Genomic DNA, 17284 nt, shown 5'->3' on the forward strand with positions numbered 1-17284 from the left:
AGGGGGAGAGGGCTGGGGTGAGGGAGAAAGCCCTGGCACAGATTCAGCCGGGACAAGACAGTTGTTCCTACAAGAGCAATGCCCTGCGAGCGCCCCTGAACGAACGCGCCTGGGCGTGCAAGTCCCTGTTCGCGAATGGGTTTGCCGGCGGCTCCAGCGTTGGGGCGGTTCGCGAGCGAGGACCGGGCGCCCCTCGGTCCTATGAAGAGCGGATCAGATCCAGATGTTTGCCCAGGAGCGAAGTCCGTGAGCGGTCGCTGGGAGACCAGTGCGTCAGAAGCCCATCCTCACACAGGCGCACCCGCTCGCCCGCCTCAGGGCTTGACGGTCAGCTTGCCGACCATACCGGCCTGGTAGTGCCCGGGGATGTTGCAGGCGAACTCCAGGCTGGTGGCCTTGCTAAAGGTCCAGGTGAGTTCGGCGGTCTTGCCCGGTTCGACCAGTACGGTGTTGGGGTCATCGTGCTTCATCATCTGGCCCATCGGCATGTTGCCGTGGCCCATTTTGCTGTGGTCCATCTTGCTCATGTCGTGCTGCATGCCGGTGGGCGTGAGCATCCCGGCGTCCATCATCTGCTGCATTTCCTTCTGGTGGGCGGCGTGCATCGCCGCGCTGCCCAGGTTGAATTCATGCAGCAGGCTGCCGGTGTTGTGGATGAGGAAACGCACGGTTTCACCCGTCTTGACCTCGAAGCTGTTCGGCTCGAAGTACATATCTCCCAGCTTGATCTCCACGGTGCGGGTGGCCTGCGCGGCCTTGGCCGGTTTGCCGAAGTCATCGCCATGTCCGGCAGCAGCCAGGACCGGCAGGCTGAAGCTCGCGGCGATGGCCAGGGCGGAAGCACAGAACAGATGACGCAGGGACATATCACAACTCCTCGATTGGGTTTTGTTCATCCTCGCGCTCCGCGCCTGCCGCCTGGCTGTCAGGAAGATTACAGTTCTGTCAGCTTCGTACCCTTCCCACCTGAGGGGGTTATAAAGGCGACGAAAAAAAGCCCGCCAGATGGCGGGCGAGGACCTCACGATGAACAGGTTTCAGCCATCACGTCCGGCTTCGGCGGCACGCTCCTGCATGCGCTGGAAGGTGATGTCCCCTCCATCGGCCAGCGCCGGTGCGACAGGGAACAGCAGAACGGAGAACAGCGTGGCGATGAGCAGGTGCATGGTGGGCCTCCACGAAGAATGTATCGGCAGTCTGCGCGGCCCCGGCTGTCAGTGCGCTGACCCAGTGATTACCCTATCGACAGCTGCGCCGCTGGCGCCTGAATGGATACCCCCGAGATGAAACTCCTGATCGTCGAAGACGAACCCCGCATCGGCCAATACCTGCAACAGGGCCTGAGCGAAGCCGGTTTCGCCGTGGATCTCTGCACGGACGGCGACGACGGCCTGCAACTGGCCCTCTCCGGCGAGCATGACCTGCTGATCCTCGATGTGATGTTGCCCGGCCGCGACGGCTGGCAGATCCTTCAGGCCGTGCGCAAGACCGGCAGCGCGGTGCCGGTGCTGTTCCTCACCGCGCGCGATGCGGTGGAAGACCGCGTGCGCGGCCTGGAGCAAGGCGCCGACGACTACCTGGTGAAACCCTTCGCCTTCGTCGAACTGCTCGCGCGGGTGCGTACCCTGCTGCGTCGGGGCGGTCAGCAGTTGCAGGACACCACTCTGCAACTGGCCGACCTGGAACTGGACCTGCTGCGCCGCCGGGTGCAGCGCGCCGGCAAGCGCATCGACCTGACCGCCAAGGAGTTCGCCCTGCTGGAACTGCTGCTGCGCCGCAGCGGCGAAGTGTTGCCCAAGTCGCTGATCGCCTCCCAGGTATGGGACATGAACTTCGACAGCGACACCAACGTCATCGAAGTCGCCATCCGCCGCCTGCGCGCCAAGGTCGACGACGACTTCCCGCAGCGCCTGATCCACACCGTGCGCGGCATGGGCTACGTGCTGGAAGAACGCGACCCATGCTGAGCGCCCGCCTCTCCCTGGGCGCACGCCTGAGCCTGCTGTTCGCCGCCTGTACCGCCGCCGTCTCGCTGCTGGCCGGTATCGTCTTCAGCCGCGCCAGCGAGGCGCACTTCGTCGAACTGGACCTCCAGGTGATGGCCGGCAAGCTGGCGATCTTCCGCGACACGCTCACGGATGTCGCCAGCCCCGCCCAGTTGCAGCCGCACGTTGCCCAACTGCGCCAGGAACTGGAGCGCCACCCCGACCTGGGCCTGCGCCTTGCCGGCGCCGACGGCCAGGCCTGGTTCGAGCAGATGCCGGCGATGGTCATGCCCGGCAGCACGCCCGCCTTCCGCGAGTTGCAGGCACCGCTGGATGCCCAGTTGCCCAACGGCCCCCAACTGACCCTGGTGCTGGACATCACCCACCACCAGCACTTCCTGCAACGCATGCAACAGCTGATCTGGCTGACCATGAGCCTCTCGGCGCTGGCCACCGCGCTGCTCGGCGCCTGGGCCGCGCGCAGCAGCCTGCGTCCGCTGCGGCGCATGAGCGAGGTCGCGGCGAAGGTCTCGGCGCACTCGCTGACCACCCGCCTGGACGCCGAACAGATGCCCCAGGAACTGCGCGGCCTGGCCGCGGAGCTGAATGCCATGCTGGCGCGCCTGGAGGAGGCCTTCCAGCGCTTGTCGGCGTTTTCCGCCGATATCGCCCATGAGCTGCGCACCCCGCTCACCGGGCTGTTGACCCAGACCCAGGTGGTGCTGTCGCGCTCACGCGGCCTGGAGGATTACCGCGAGGCGCTGCATGGCAACCTGGAGGAGCTGGAGCGGCTGACCGCGATGGTCAACGACATGCTGTTCCTGGCCAAGGCCGACCACGGCCTGCTCACCCCGAACAGCCAGCCGCTGGAGCTGGCCGCTGAAGTGGACGAGCTGCTGGAGTTCTACGGACCGCTGGCGGAGGAAAAGGCGATTCGCCTGGAGCGCAACGGCGAGCTGCGGGTGCAAGGCGACCGCGCCCTGCTGCGCCGCGTGCTGGCCAACCTGCTGGACAACGCGCTGCGCTTCACCGCCGACGGCGGCATTGTGCTCGTGCGGCTGGGGCCGGGGCGCCTGAGCGTGGAAAACCCCGGCCAGGAGATTCCCGCGGAACGCCTGGCGCGGCTGTTCGACCGTTTCTACCGCGCCGACCCGGCCCGCCGCGAGGGCCAGGGCGAGCACGCGGGGTTGGGCCTGGCGATCTGCCGGTCGATCGTGCGGGCTCATGGCGGGGAGATTCGTTGCGAGTCGGCTGATGGCTGGACGCGGTTCGTCATCGAATTCCCGCAGTAGCGCTTTTCGTAGGAGCGAGCTTGCTCGCGAACGGACTCACCGACAGCTCCGGCGTTGGGCGGTTCGCGAGCAAGCTCGCTCCTAAAGAGGGACTCAGCCGCCGCGAAACGCCAGAAAAACAAAAGGCCCCAACCGGGGCCTTTTTCATCAGCGCAACACGGCAGTCACTGCCGCATCCCCCGTCCACTCACCAGCAGGCGCACGCAGAAGAAATACAGCGCCACGGTCGCCACCAGCATGAAGATCACCGCCGTGCCGATGCGGATGTCGGACACACCGAGGATGCCGTAGCGGAAGGCGTTGACCATGTGCAGGATCGGGTTGGCCAGCGACACCGTCTGCCAGAACGGCGGCAGCAGGGTGATCGAGTAGAACACCCCGCCCAGGTAGGTCAGCGGGGTCAGCACGAAGGTCGGGATGATCGAGATGTCGTCGAAGTTGCGCGCGAACACCGCGTTGACGAAGCCGCCCATGGAGAAGATGGTCGCCGTCAGCAGAACCACCAGTACGGTGATGCCGATGTGATGGATCTGCAGGCTGGTGAAGAACAGCGACAACAGGGTGACGATCAGCCCCACCGCCAGTCCGCGCAGCACGCCGCCGGCGACGAAGCCCAGGAGGATGGTGTGCGGCGATACCGGCGACACCAGCAACTCCTCGATGTTGCGCTGGAACTTGCTGCCGAAGAAGCTCGACACCACGTTGCCGTAGGAGTTGGTGATCACCGACATCATGATCAGCCCCGGCACGATGTACTGCATGTAGGTGAAGCCACCCATGTCGCCGATCTGCCGGCCGATCAGGTTGCCGAAGATGACGAAGTACAGAACCATGGTGATCGCTGGCGGCAGCAGGGTCTGCGGCCAGATGCGCAGGAAGCGGCGAACCTCGCGGTAGACGATGGTGTTGAGGGCGACCCAGTTGGCGCGCAGTTCGCTGCTCATACGGCCACCTTCGACAGATTCTTCTCCACCAGCGACACGAACAGCTCCTCCAGGCGATTGCTCTTGTTGCGCAGGCTCAGCACTTCCAGGCCCTGGGCGTTGAGCTGGGCGAACAGGCCGTTGATGCCCATGGACTTGTCCACCTGTACCTCCAGGGTGTGGTCATCCACCAGGCGCACGGGGTAGCCGTCGAGCCTCGGCGCCTCGGTCAACGTCGCCTTCAGGTCGAGGTAGAAGGTCTCCACGTGCAGCTTGTTCAGCAGCTTGCGCATGCTGGTGTTCTCCACGATGGTGCCGTGGTCGATGATCGCGATGTTGCGGCATAGCTGCTCGGCTTCCTCCAGGTAGTGCGTGGTGAGGATGATGCTGATGCCTTCGCCGTTGAGCTCGGTGAGGAAGTTCCACATCGAGCGGCGCAATTCGATGTCCACGCCGGCGGTGGGTTCGTCGAGGATCAAGAGGCGCGGCTCGTGGACCAGCGCGCGGGCGATCATCAGGCGGCGCTTCATGCCGCCGGAGAGCTCGCGGGAGGCGGAATTGCGCTTGTCCCAGAGGCCCAGCTGAGTCAGGTACTTCTCGGCGCGCCCCTTGGCCACGCTCATCGGGATGCCGTAGTAGCCGGCCTGGGTGACGACGATGTCGAACACCTTCTCGAACTGGTTGAAGTTGAATTCCTGGGGCACCACGCCCAGGCAGCGCTTCAAGCCGTACGGGTCCTTGTCCAGGTCATGGCCGAACACGTTGACCGTGCCGCTGGTCTTGTTCACCAGGGTGGAGAGGATGCCGATGGTGGTGGATTTGCCGGCGCCGTTGGGGCCCAGCAGGGCGAAGAAATCGCCTTCGGCAACGTCCAGGTCGATGCCCTTGAGGGCCTGGAAGCCGTTGCCGTAAGTCTTCGTCAGTTGACGGATGGACAGCGCGGAACTCATGGGGATTCCCGTTGCAGGTCTTTGGAATGTGCAGGTCTTTGGAAAAAGGCCTGCTTGATAATGGTCCGCCGCGAGGATTGCAACCTCCGCGACACGCGGCAAAGCCTCAGGTGAGCTCGGTCATCACGGCGTCACGGTAGGCCGGGCGCGCCTTCAGGCGTGCGTACCAGGCCTCCAGATGCGGCTGTGACGGGCGCTCGATGGGCATTTCGAACCAAGCATAGATGAAGCTGCCCAGCGGAATGTCACCGATGCCCAATTGTTCACCGGAGAGGTACGGCTGCTTGGCCAGCGTCTGCTCGGGGATATCCAGCAGGCGCGCGCAGGTGTCGAGGGCGGCCTGGATGGCAGCGGGGTCGCGTTGCTCCGGCGGGGTGCGCAGGGTGCCCCAGAACAGCGTGCGGAAGGGGCCGGCGAGGGTCGAAGTGGTCCAGTCCATCCACTTCTCCGCGCTGGCGCGCTGCTGCAGGTCCTGCGGGTAGAGCGCCGGCGCGTAGCGCGCGGCCAGGTAGCGGACGATGCTGTTGGACTCCCAGAGGATGAAGCCGTCGTCGTCCAGGGTCGGCACCACGCCGTTGGGGTTCAGCGCGCGGTACGGCGCCTCGTTGACCACGCCGAAGGCGCCGCCGGCGTCGATCCGCTCGTAGGCCAGCCCCGCCTCTTCCGCGCACCAGAGCGCCTTGCGCACGTTGGAGGAATTCTTCCGGCCCCAGATCTTGAGCATGCTGCGCCTCTCTTGTTGTCGTCATGCGATGGCGTCGCGCCCGCCGGGCGCGACTTCGGATGACGGCACCCTACCGGCAACGGCGCCAGGAAAAAAGTCGCATGCACTGATGGTGACTATCGATTGCTTTCATGTTGCGCGGCCTCACTGCGCATATCGCCGGCCAGCGGGGTCTCGTTGCCGGCGAACAGGTGCGGGTAACACTGCTGCAGGTAGCCGAAGAAAAACTCCTCGGGCACGTCGGCGAACTGGCCGTGGTCGCGCAGGTATTCCATGTGCCGCTCGCCCTCGCGATTGAACGGGTGGAACACGCTGTCCGTGCGTCCATCGAACTCCAGCGGCAACACGCCGAACGCCTCGCACAGGCCGATATCGAAGGCCGGCGTGGCCTTGACCCAGCGGCCTTCGAGAAAGAGCTCGGTGTAGCCGTGCATGGCGAACACCTCGCTACGCAGCATCTCCAGCAGGCGCGGCGTGGCCAGGTGGTTCTTCACGTCGGCCAGGCCGATCCGCGCGGGAATCCCGCAATGCCGGGCGCAGGCCGCCAGCAGGGTGGCCTTGGGCACGCAGTAGGACTGTCCGGCCTGCAGCGCGTGGCTGCCGCACAGGGTCTGCGGGTCGAGGCTGAACACGTAGGGGTTGTAGCGAATCCGGTCGCGCACCGCGTAGTAGAGCGCTACCGCCTGCTCCAGCGGGGTGCCGCCCTGGCCCCGGTGATTTTCCGCGAACTCGACCACCGCGGGGTGGTCACTATCCACGAAGCGGCTGGGCTTCAAGTATTGCTGCATGGCGCTGTCTCCGCGATCCCTGTCGTTGATGGCGCCGCCAGTCTAACCAGCCGGCGCGCCCGGCAGGCACGGCGATCCGGCCAAGCTGTCCGGCCATGCGGCCAATGGTCATGTTCGGCGGTCTAAGCTTGCGGGGCATAGCGGCAGACGCCCGCCGCCCTGCCCGCGCACCATTCGTCACCAAGCCCGTCGCGGCCGGTTGCCGTCGCGGCGGACTGTCATGGAGGAATCCCCATGCTGCTCATCTGGTTGCTCGTCCTGATTCTCGGCGTCGCCTGGCTCGCGCACCGCCGCACTTCGCCGCTCAAGGCCCTCGGCCTGGTCGCCGTCTACCTCGTGCTGATGAGCCTGTTCAGCCGGGCCCATGGCTGGATGGTGCTGTTCTGGCTGCTCTGGGCGGTGGTGGCGATGACCATCCTCGCAGCCGACCTGCGTCGCGGCCTGTTCACCTCGCGGCTGTTCGCCTGGTTCAAGAAGACCCTGCCGCCAATGTCGGACACCGAGCGCGAAGCCACCGAAGCCGGCACCGTCTGGTGGGACGGCCAACTGTTCAGCGGCCGCCCGGACTGGAACACCCTGCTCGGCTACCCCAGGGCGCAATTGACCGAGGAAGAACAGGCCTTCGTCGACGGCCCCACCGAGCAACTGTGCGCCATGGTCAGCGACCACGACATCGGCCAGCGCATGGACCTGCCGCCCGAAGCCTGGGCCTTCATCAAGGCCCAGGGCTTCTTCGGCCTGATCATTCCGAAGGAATACGGCGGCAAGGGCTTCTCCGCCTTCGCCCACTCGCAGGTGGTGATGAAGCTCGCCAGCCGCAGCGGCGATCTGGCCTCCACCGTGATGGTGCCCAACTCCCTGGGCCCAGCCGAACTGCTGCTGCACTACGGCACCGACGCCCAACGCCAGCGCTACCTGCCACGCCTGGCGACTGGCGAAGAAATCCCCTGCTTCGCCCTCACCAGCCCGCAGGCCGGCTCAGATGCCGGCGGCATGACCGACATCGGCATCGTCTGCAAGGGCCAGTGGAACGGCGAGGAAGTCCTCGGCCTGCGCCTGACCTGGGAGAAGCGCTACATCACCCTAGGCCCGGTGGCCACCCTCCTCGGCCTGGCCTTCAAGTGCCATGACCCGGATCACCTGCTGGGCGAGGAAGAGGACCTGGGCATCACCCTGGCGCTGATCCCCACCGATACCCCCGGCGTCGAGATCGGCCGCCGCCACGTGCCGCTGGGCGCGGCCTTCATGAACGGCCCCAACTCCGGCCAGGACGTGTTCGTGCCGCTGGACGCCATCATCGGCGGCCAGGAGATGATCGGCAAAGGCTGGATGATGCTGATGAACTGTCTGTCGGTGGGCCGCTCCATCTCCCTGCCGGCGGTGGGCACCAGCGTGGCCAAGACCGGCAGCTACGTCAGCGGCCGCTACGCGCGCATCCGCGAGCAGTTCAACGTGCCGCTGGCGGCCTTCGAAGGCATCCAGGAGGCCCTGGCGCGCATCGGCGGCAACGCCTGGATGATGGACAGCGCCCGCATCCTCACCGCCAGCGCAGTGGACCTGGGCGAGAAGCCCTCGGTGCTCTCGGCCATCCTCAAGTACCACCTCACCGAACGCGGCCGCGAGTGCATCGGCCATGCCATGGACATCCATGGCGGCAAGGGCATCATCATGGGGCCGAACAACTACCTGGGGCGCGCCTGGCAGTCCGCGCCGATCTTCATCACCGTCGAGGGTGCCAACATCCTCTCGCGCAACCTGATGATCTTCGGCCAGGGCGCCATCCGCTGCCATCCGTACGTCCTGAAGGAAATGGAACTGGCGCGCCGCGATGACCATGACCAGGCCGAACGCGAGTTCGACCAACTGCTGCTGAGCCACATCGGCTTCGCCGTCGGCAACGCCGCCAGCAGCCTGCTGCTGGGCCTCGGCCTGGGCAGCTTCGACCAGGTGCCGGGGGATCGCGTCAGCCGCCCGTACTACCGCGCGCTCAACCGCCTGGCCGCCGCCTTCGCCCTGCTCGCCGACGTCAGCATGATGCTGCTCGGCGGCGAGCTGAAGCGCCGCGAGCGCCTCTCGGCGCGCCTGGGCGATGCGCTCAGCCATCTCTACCTGGGCTCGGCGGCGCTCAAGCGCTACCACGACCTGGACAACCCGGAACACCTGCAACCGCTGCTGCGCTGGGCGCTGGAGGAAAACCTGTGCAAGGCCGAGGCGGCGCTGGCCGGGCTGATCGACAACTTCCCCAACCGCGCCTTCGCCTGCCTGCTGCGACTGCTGGTGCTGCCGCTGGGCCGCCGCCATCGGGGCCCGGGCGACAAGCTGGACGCCGAGATCGCCGCCATCCTTGGCCGCCCGCTGGAGGACCCGGCGTTGCAGGCAATCCTTGCCGGCGCCTTCCTGCCCAGCGACCCGCAGGACCCGATCGGCAAGCTCGGCGTGGCCTACGAGCGCCTCGCCGAAACGGCGCCCCTGCAGGAAAAACTGCGCCAGGCCCTGCGTGACGGCCGGATCACCCCCACTGCCGGCCAGTCGCCCATCGACGCCGCGCGCGATGCCGGCGTGCTCGACGGTAACGAGGCGGAGGCCTTGCACGAAGCCGAGCGTGCGCGCCGTGCAGTGATCGACGTGGACGACTTCGCGCCGGAGGAACTGGGCGACAAGGCCGGCTGAAGCATCCGGCGATCGTTCAGGGGCGCCTGCGGGCGCCCTGTTCATTTGCGGCTTTACCGACGCACAGCAGTGCCGCCCGCGACCACAGGGTGCAAACTGCACCCATACCCGTCATGGAGAACGCGCCATGCACCGAAGCCTTCCCCTGCTGCTGACGATACTGGTCGCCAGCGCCGCCCAGGCCGATCCCTGGCTCTACCCCAGTCGACCACGGCCGGTAGCGCCGCCCACGCCGGTCATCGACCCCATCCAGCAACAGCAGGACAGCCTGCGCCGGCAAAGCGAGATGCGCCAGAACGAGATGGAGCGTCAACGCCTGCAGTACGAAAGCGAGCGCCTGCAGATACAGCAGGACAACCTCCAGCGCCAGCAGGACAGCCAGCGGCTGCGCGACATGCAGCGCCAGCAGAGCGACCAGATGATCCAGCGGCAGCAGAACGAACTGCAGCAACAGCAATTGCAGCAACAGCAACGCCTGCTCGACCAGCAGCAACAGCGGATCGACAACCGCCTGAGGCAGATTCAGTCGCGACCGCGCCGCCCCTAGGGTGGCAAACCCGATATACTCCGCAGCCGTTTCAACGCTGTCCCAGAGGAAGCACCATGGCCAACGCCTATCTCGACCACCACCTCGCCCTGCTCAACCACCTGCGCATGATCCTCGGCGCCCTGGGCGAAGCCGAGCAGGTGCCGGAAGACAACCACGGCCTGTTCCTCGAACGCTTCGACGAGCTGATGGCCGAGCTGCCGCGCGACCCGGAAGGCGCCCAGTACCTGGGCCAGGACCTGATCAGCCAGGTCTTCCACCGCTACCCGCAGATCGCCCACCTGGTCCCGCGCGACCTGCTGTGGTTCTTCGGCGGCGACTGCCTGCACTTCATGCCCGACGAAGAACTGCAGATGTACCAGCAACTCGACGAGCGCCGCTTCGAAGCCGAAGAGAACGGCGAGCCCTTCGACTGGAACCGCGAAAAGCAGTTGCTCGCCCTGCCGGACGACACGCCCAAGCACTGACGCCGGCCATAAAGGCAAAAAGCCCGCACGATGCGGGCTTTTTCATGGGCGACGATCAGGCGTTTCCGGCCGCCGTGGCCGCCGCGCCCGCTTTAATTCAGAAACGAAATAACCCGCGCATCCCCTGCCAATCCTCCCCTCACAGGTAGTCTGAAACTCCTATCCCGCCTGGGAGTATCCGCCGATGCGAGCCATCCCGACGCTTCCCCATAGTAGTGGCATCTAGCCGTACAGGGCCAACGGCCCGCCCCAACGATGGAAACTGCGCGGGAGAACATCATGACTACCCATAAGAAAAATGCATCGCCCATGAGCGATGTATCTGTCAGCACCGATCAGCAAGACTACGCACCCGGTAGCACGGCCACCATCACGGCCAGCGGCTTCGCAGCCGGCAGCACCATCACGTTCCAGGTACAGCACGTCACGGACGCCGGCCCGGATGGCATCTGGGGCACGCCCGACGACGTGATCGAAATAACCTCCGGCGCGGGACACGATCCGTGGTCCGTGACCGACGGCGGCCCCGGCGACCTCGACGGCGAGGTCAACGGCAGCGTCACCACCTCCTGGTACGTGAACCCCGACGACTCGGCCGGCGCGACCTTCCTGCTCACCGCGGCGTCCGGCGACCTGACGGCGACAGCCTCCTTCACCGACAGTCCGCTCATCGAGACGACCGGTGTGACCGTTACCGTGGACGAAACCACCGGGCTGCAGAACCACACCGCCACACCAACTCCTGCGGGAGACGATGACGACAATGACGCTCTGCTGGCCTTGCCCACGGCCTTCGCTACCCGCTTGACCGCGCTACAGGCCGGTACCGTCACGGGCGAAGCCTTGAGTGGCTATACGGGTGCGGCGGGCAACACCGGCAGCAATGCGTTCACCATCAACGCTGCCGCCGGAGGAACCATCCAGGACGTCAGCTTCACCGATGTCAATGGCGCGGCGCTCGATGGCGTGGACAGCGGACTGCTGACCCTCGACGGCGCCCACATCTATCTCTATACCGATTCGACCGACAACAACGTCCTCCTGGGCCGAGTAGGGGACGCAAACGGCGCGGACGAAAACGGCGCAATCGTGTTCGCGGCCTATATCGAACAAGTCCCACCCACACCGCAGCAGCCCTCGGGCGGCAAGATATGGATCGTTGAGTACCAGCCGCTCCAGCATCCGGACGCCACGGACCCCGACGATGCCCTCGACCTGAGCGACATAGTATTCATCGGAACCAGCCAGGACCTGACCTTCAGCCTGGCCAACGCACCCTCCGGGCAGAACCTGTTCCTGATGTTCACCACAGCCAACCCGCAAACGTTCACCGACGCCAATAACGTCGTGCGTATTTCCGGTCCCACCATCATCGCCACCGGCAAGGACCCCGCCGACCAGTCGGCCGGCCTCAACATAACGACGGGCGACACGATCAATACCAGCCAGGCGGGTGGCCCGACCACCTTCGGCACCAACAACCAGATGATCGTGGAGCAGGAAGGCATCCGCTTCACCTTCGTCACCGGTGCCCGGCAGGATGTGACCATCCCCAACCTGGACCAGAACGAAGCGGACCTGGAATCCAATATCGACTTTACCGCCATGTTCGGCGCGAGGACGGCCAGTTTCGATGTCGTTCAACTGCAAAGCGGCAAGAGTGCGGTCGTGAAGATCAGCGCCTTCAGCACCGCGGCTGAAACGGGCGTGAACTTCATCAACGGCTATGCCGGAGATGCGCCCGTCACCATCAGCAATGTAAAGGTCATCAACATCAGTACCGGCGCCACGGTCACTGACCCAAGCCTTGTCATAAACATCAATGGCGGAGTTGCAACGATCACCGGCGTCCTGGCCGGCTACAGGATCGAATACACCACGAGTCAGGATCACAACCGCGTGCTCATCGAGAACGGCGCGGCCGTCGACGCCAAGGGCAACAACCACGCCGACTTCGATATCGGCGGCTTCAAGTTGCTCCAGGTCTCCACCGCGACCGCGGAAATCGGCTCCAAGATGATCTTCGAGGATGACGGCCCCTCGATCAGTGCCAGCCAGGCCACGGTGCCCACGCTGACCACCGACGATACCGACATCCCGGACACCGCCGGCCCCACCAGCTTTGCCAACCTGTTCACCGCGGCCTTCGGCCAGGACGGCTTCAAGGATGCCGACCACAACCATGTGCAGGACGCGGACGCGATCACCTACGCGCTCGGCGTGAGCGCCTCCGGTGGCGTGGACAGTGGTCTGGTCGACACCCTGTCGGGCGACAAGATCTACCTGTTCCTGGAAAGCGGCTCGGTCGTCGGCCGGGTCGGCACTGCCGGCGGCCTGGCCGATCCGGCCGGGGCCATCGCGCTGACGATCTCGGTCGCCGCCAATACCGGCGCCGTGACCCTGGTTCAGAGCCATTCGGTGGTGCACAACGATCCAACCGATCCGGTTGAAAGCGGTGCCTCCGCCGCCGGTCTGGCAGCGGCCAACCTGGTGACCCTGACCGCCACCGCCACCGACGGCGACGGCGATACCGCCTCGGCAACCCGCAATATCGGCAACGCCTTCAAGTTCGAAGACGACGGTCCGACGATCAGCGGTAACCAGACGGCGGCACCCACGCTGACCACCGACGATACCGACATCCCGGATACCGCCGGCCCCACCAGCTTTGCCGGCCTGTTCGATTCGAACTTCGGCAAGGACGGTTTCAAGGATGCCAACGACAATAACGTCCAGGATGGGGACGCCATAACCTATGCCCTTGGCGTCAGCGCCCCCGGCGGCGTGGACAGCGGCCTGGTGGACACCCTGTCGGGCGACAAGATCTACCTGTTCCTGGAAAGCGGCTCGGTCGTCGGCCGGGTCGGCACTGCCGGCGGCCTGGCCGATCCGGCCGGGGCCATCGCGTTGACGATCTCGGTCGGCGCCAATACCGGCGCCGTGACCCTGGTACAGAGCCACTCGGTGGTACACAACGATCCGACCGACCCGGTTGAGAGCGGCGCCTCCGCGGCAGGTCTCGCGGCAGCCAACCTGGTCACCCTGACCGCCACCATCACCGACGGCGACGGCGACACTGCCTCGGCAACCCGCAATATCGGCAACGCCTTCAAGTTCGAGGACGATGGCCCGTCGATCAGCGGCAACCAGACGGCGGCACCCACGCTGACCACCGATGACACCGACATCCCGGACACCGCAGGCCCGACCAGCTTTGCCGGCCTGTTCAACGCACCGGTCTTCGGCAACGATGGCTTCAAGGACAGCAACGACGATAACGTCCAGGATGCGGACGCGGTCGTCTATACGCTCGGTGTGAGCGCCTCCGGCGGCGTGGACAGCGGCCTGGTGGATACCCTGTCGGGCGACAAGATCTACCTGTTCCTGGAAAGCGGCTCGGTCGTCGGCCGGGTTGGCACCGCCGGCGGTCTGGCCGATCCGCTCGGAGCCACAGCACTCACGATCTCGGTCAACGCCAGTACCGGCGCCGTGACCCTGGTCCAGAGCCACTCGGTGGTACACAACGATCCGACCGATCCGGTTGAGAGCGGCGCGTCCGCGGCTACCCTGGCGGCAGCCAATCTGGTAACCCTGACCGCCACCGTCACCGACGGCGACGGTGACACCGCCTCGGCAACCCGCAACATCGGCGACGCCTTCAAGTTCGAGGATGACGGCCCGTCGATCAGCGCTAACCAGACGGCGGCCCCCACGCTGACCACCGACGATACCGATATCCCGGACACCGCCGGCCCGACCAGCTTTGCCGGCCTGTTCGATTCGAACTTCGGCAAGGATGGCTTCAAGGACACCGACGACAACAACGTCCAGGACGCCAACGCCATCACCTACGCACTGGGCGTCAGCGCCTCCGGCGGCGTGGACAGCGGCCTGGTGGATACCCTGTCGGGCGACAAGATCTTCCTGTTCCTGGAAAGCGGCTCGGTCGTCGGCCGGGTTGGCACTGCTGGCGGCCTGGCCGATGCGGCTGGAGCCATCGCGCTGACGATCTCGGTCGCCGCCAATACCGGCGCCGTGACCCTGGTCCAGAGCCATTCGGTGGTACACAACGACCCGACCGATCCGGTTGAGAGCGGCGCCTCCGCGGCCGGGCTGGCTGCGGCCAACCTGGTCACCCTGACCGCCACCATCACCGACGGCGACGGCGACACTGCCTCGGCAACCCGCAATATCGGCGCCGCCTTCAAGTTCGAAGACGACGGTCCGACGATCAGTGGCAACCAGACGGCAGTACCCCCGATGGTCACCGACGATACCGACATCCCGGATACCGCCGGCCCCACCAGCTTTGCCGGCCTGTTCGACTCGAACTTCGGCAAGGACGGCTTCAAGGATGCCAACGACAATGACGTCCAGGATGGCGATGCAATCACCTACGCACTCGGCGTCAGCGCCACCGGCGGCGTGGACAGTGGCCTGGTCGACACCCTGTCGGGCGACAAGATATTCCTGTTCCTGGAAAGCGGCTCGGTCGTGGGCCGGGTCGGCACTGCCGGCGGCCTGGCCGATGCGGCTGGAGCCATCGCGCTGACGATCTCGGTCGTCGCCAATACCGGCGCCGTGACCCTGGTCCAGAGCCACTCGGTGGTACACAACGATCCAACCGATCCGGTTGAGAGCGGTGCCTCGGCAGCCGGGCTGGCTGCGGCCAACCTGGTCACCCTGACCGCCACCATCACCGATGGCGACGGCGACACCGCCTCGGCAACCCGCAACATCGGCGCCGCCTTCAAGTTCGAGGACGACGGCCCGTCGATCAGCGGCAACCAGACGGCGGCCCCCACGCTGACCACCGACGATACCGATATCCCGGACACCGCCGGCCCGACCAGCTTTGCCGGCCTGTTCGATTCGAACTTCGGCAAGGACGGCTTCAAGGATGCCAACGACGACAACGTCCAGGATGCCGATGCGATCACCTACGCACTGGGCGTGAGCGCCCCCGGCGGCGTGGACAGTGGCCTGGTGGATTCGCTGACAGGCAACAAGATCTTCCTGTTCCTGCAAGGCGGCTCGGTCCTGGGCCGGGTTGGCACTGCCGGCGGTCTTGCTGATGCAGCCGGGGCCATCGCGCTGACGATCTCGGTTGCCGCCAATACCGGCGCCGTGACCCTGGTACAGAGCCACTCGGTGATGCACAACGACCCGACCGACCCGGTTGAGAACGGCGCCTCCGCGGCCACTCTGGCGGCAGCCAACCTGGTGACGCTGACCGCCACCATCACCGATGGCGACGGCGACACCGCCTCGGCAACCCGCAATATCGGTAGCGCCTTCACGTTCGAAGACGACGGCCCGAGTCTGGCGTTCGGCAACCTGGTCGGCACCGGTAGCATCCTCCCGCAGACCGGGTACTGGGACCACTCGTTCGGAACCGACGGAATGGGAACGGCCGGCCTGGATATTTCGTTGACGGGGTTCACCCTGGTCAGACCCGGCGGCGCGACCACCACCGGGAGCGGCACGCTCACCGAGCAGTCGCCATCACCGGACGGCAATGGCGCGTTCCACTTCTCCGGGACCCTGACCGGTGACTTCGACAACAACGCCTCAACAGCCAATACCAGCGTCGACTACACACTGACCGCCTTTGCCGACGGCAGCTACGCGCTGGATCTGGTGCAGGGCTTCAGCTCGACGCTTGTACTCAGCAGTGCCAACGGCTCGCTGGATGCCGGCGGCCCGGACCCGGTACGCACCCTGACGATCGGTACCGAGCAGATCGTCTTCTTCAACGCAGTTCCGACAGCTCCGCAGATCGGTACCCCCCCGAATCCGGATCCGGACCCGGCCTCCATTCTGAGCGGCGTTGGGATCGGGGCGCCTGACCCCACCGAAGCGCAACTGCAGACCAATCCTCTGCCGTCGTACATCGGTACGGGTGCCTTGAACGTCAGCACCTCGGGCATCGGCATCAACAACAACAATCTGGATGGCAATACCACGGCGGGAATCAATACCGGTGACGAGAGCTTCGTCATCAATCCCAAGACCTTGTTGACGGGCATGAAGGTCTACATCGACAACTCGGTGGGCGGCTACGATCCCGCCTCGGAAGAGCTGTACTTCACGATCTACTACGACAATGGCACGACCTCGGGAGCGCCCACCAAAGTGCTGGCCTCTGACCTGCACACGGAAGCCGGGGGGCAGAAGTCCTTCACGGTCAACTGGGACGGCACGCATCTGATTGACGCGGTCCAGCTCACGATGGGCAAGGGCACGGTCAAGATCCCGGTAATCGAGTTCATCAAGCAGACCGAAAACCTGGCCAGCGACGTCCAGCTGTCGTTCAACGCCACGGTGACCGACAAGGATGGTGACACGTCGACCAGTGCCTTTACCGCCAACCTGTTCGCCAACAAGGCTGCCGGCTCGACCTTCGACTACCAGCTGGTAGGCGTGACCGGTGCGCGCGATGCCTTCAACGTCGACCTGTCACGGCCCGAGAACAAGTACCAGGTCACCGGCTTCGATGTGACCGCAGGCCACCACGACGCCATCGTGCTAAATGGCGACCCGGCCTCCACGTTCTCGATCAACAACAACACCAACGACAGCGTCGTGACGGTCAACGAGAGCGGGGGACAGGTCACGACCATCACCGTGGTCGGCGTCGACCTGCTCAATACCGATATCGTGCACGGCGCCGTCTGACCAACGGGCAACTGACTGGATGCGAGGGTGGCGTGGAAACCACCCTCGCTTTCCACCGCCCCAGCCGCTTTGCAATCAACGCTCGCACGCCGCCAGGCGTGGAGAGCGATATCTTCGCTCGCCTTGCAGATAGGCCGAATCTCCCATCCCGCCTGGGAGTATCGGCCTCTGCCCAATCTCCGGCACATCTCCATAGTGGTGGTATGTGGCAGTAAAGGGCCACCGCTCCGGCCTGCCTGATGGGTACTGCCTGGGAGAAA

General features: G+C 65.5%; 12 protein-coding genes. 6 read left to right on the top strand and 6 right to left on the bottom strand.

The annotated features are described in order from the left end of the window. Nucleotides 1–314: 314 nt before the first annotated feature. Nucleotides 315–866 carry a cupredoxin domain-containing protein gene (locus tag SD196_RS18035; RefSeq protein ID WP_275611133.1) on the bottom strand — a complete coding sequence of 184 codons (552 nt, stop codon included), beginning with the start codon at nt 864–866 and terminating at the stop codon, nt 315–317. 171 nt (nt 867–1037) lie between these two features. Beyond that, nucleotides 1038–1166, bottom strand: a complete 129-nt coding sequence (locus SD196_RS18040) for a hypothetical protein (RefSeq protein WP_416310502.1) — start codon at nt 1164–1166, stop codon at nt 1038–1040. Between the two features lie 117 nt (nt 1167–1283). Here SD196_RS18040 and SD196_RS18045 point away from each other — a divergent pair, with 117 nt between their 5' ends. Together SD196_RS18045 and SD196_RS18050 are read left to right on the top strand one after the other, a co-directional pair. Further along, the gene (locus SD196_RS18045) at nt 1284–1967 is read left to right on the top strand and encodes a heavy metal response regulator transcription factor (protein ID WP_275611131.1); all 684 of its coding nucleotides are present in this window, start codon (nt 1284–1286) and stop codon (nt 1965–1967) included. Further along, nucleotides 1961–3277: a heavy metal sensor histidine kinase gene (locus SD196_RS18050; protein WP_416310503.1), complete on the top strand. Its 1317-nt coding sequence runs from the start codon at nt 1961–1963 to the stop codon at nt 3275–3277. Before SD196_RS18045 ends, SD196_RS18050 begins: the two co-directional genes overlap by 7 nt. A gap of 164 nt (nt 3278–3441) precedes the next feature. Here SD196_RS18050 and SD196_RS18055 read toward each other — a convergent pair whose 3' ends face one another. The 4 genes from SD196_RS18055 to SD196_RS18070 form a co-directional block, all read right to left on the bottom strand. Next, nucleotides 3442–4221 (bottom strand): ABC transporter permease, encoded by a 780-nt coding sequence (locus SD196_RS18055; RefSeq protein ID WP_416310504.1) that lies wholly within the window; start codon nt 4219–4221, stop codon nt 3442–3444. Next, nucleotides 4218–5150, bottom strand: coding sequence for an ABC transporter ATP-binding protein (locus tag SD196_RS18060; protein WP_275611128.1), 933 nt, complete (start codon nt 5148–5150; stop codon nt 4218–4220). The genes SD196_RS18055 and SD196_RS18060 overlap by 4 nt, the downstream gene beginning before the upstream one ends. A 106-nt stretch (nt 5151–5256) precedes the next feature. Beyond that, a complete protein-coding gene (locus SD196_RS18065; RefSeq protein WP_275611127.1) occupies nt 5257–5874 on the bottom strand; it encodes a glutathione S-transferase in 618 nt (205 codons plus the stop codon). Between the two features lie 116 nt (nt 5875–5990). Then, nucleotides 5991–6662 (bottom strand): transglutaminase-like domain-containing protein, encoded by a 672-nt coding sequence (locus SD196_RS18070; protein WP_416310505.1) that lies wholly within the window; start codon nt 6660–6662, stop codon nt 5991–5993. Nucleotides 6663–6896: 234 nt separating this feature from the next. On the opposite strand from SD196_RS18070, the gene SD196_RS18075 reads away from it, so the two are divergent. From SD196_RS18075 to SD196_RS18090, 4 genes are all read left to right on the top strand, one after another. Beyond that, complete coding sequence (locus SD196_RS18075) at nt 6897–9332, top strand: acyl-CoA dehydrogenase (RefSeq protein ID WP_416310506.1); 2436 nt, start codon at nt 6897–6899, stop codon at nt 9330–9332. A gap of 127 nt (nt 9333–9459) precedes the next feature. Beyond that, the gene (locus SD196_RS18080) at nt 9460–9879 is read left to right on the top strand and encodes a PA2816 family glutamine-rich protein (protein WP_331318946.1); all 420 of its coding nucleotides are present in this window, start codon (nt 9460–9462) and stop codon (nt 9877–9879) included. Between the two features lie 56 nt (nt 9880–9935). Next, nucleotides 9936–10346 carry a PA2817 family protein gene (locus SD196_RS18085; RefSeq protein WP_243805006.1) on the top strand — a complete coding sequence of 137 codons (411 nt, stop codon included), beginning with the start codon at nt 9936–9938 and terminating at the stop codon, nt 10344–10346. A gap of 279 nt (nt 10347–10625) precedes the next feature. Then, nucleotides 10626–17024, top strand: a complete 6399-nt coding sequence (locus tag SD196_RS18090; RefSeq protein WP_416310507.1) for a DUF5801 repeats-in-toxin domain-containing protein — start codon at nt 10626–10628, stop codon at nt 17022–17024. Nucleotides 17025–17284 lie beyond the last annotated feature (260 nt).

Source organism: Pseudomonas macauensis (genome assembly GCF_047902425.1).
Lineage (GTDB): Bacteria > Pseudomonadota > Gammaproteobacteria > Pseudomonadales > Pseudomonadaceae > Pseudomonas.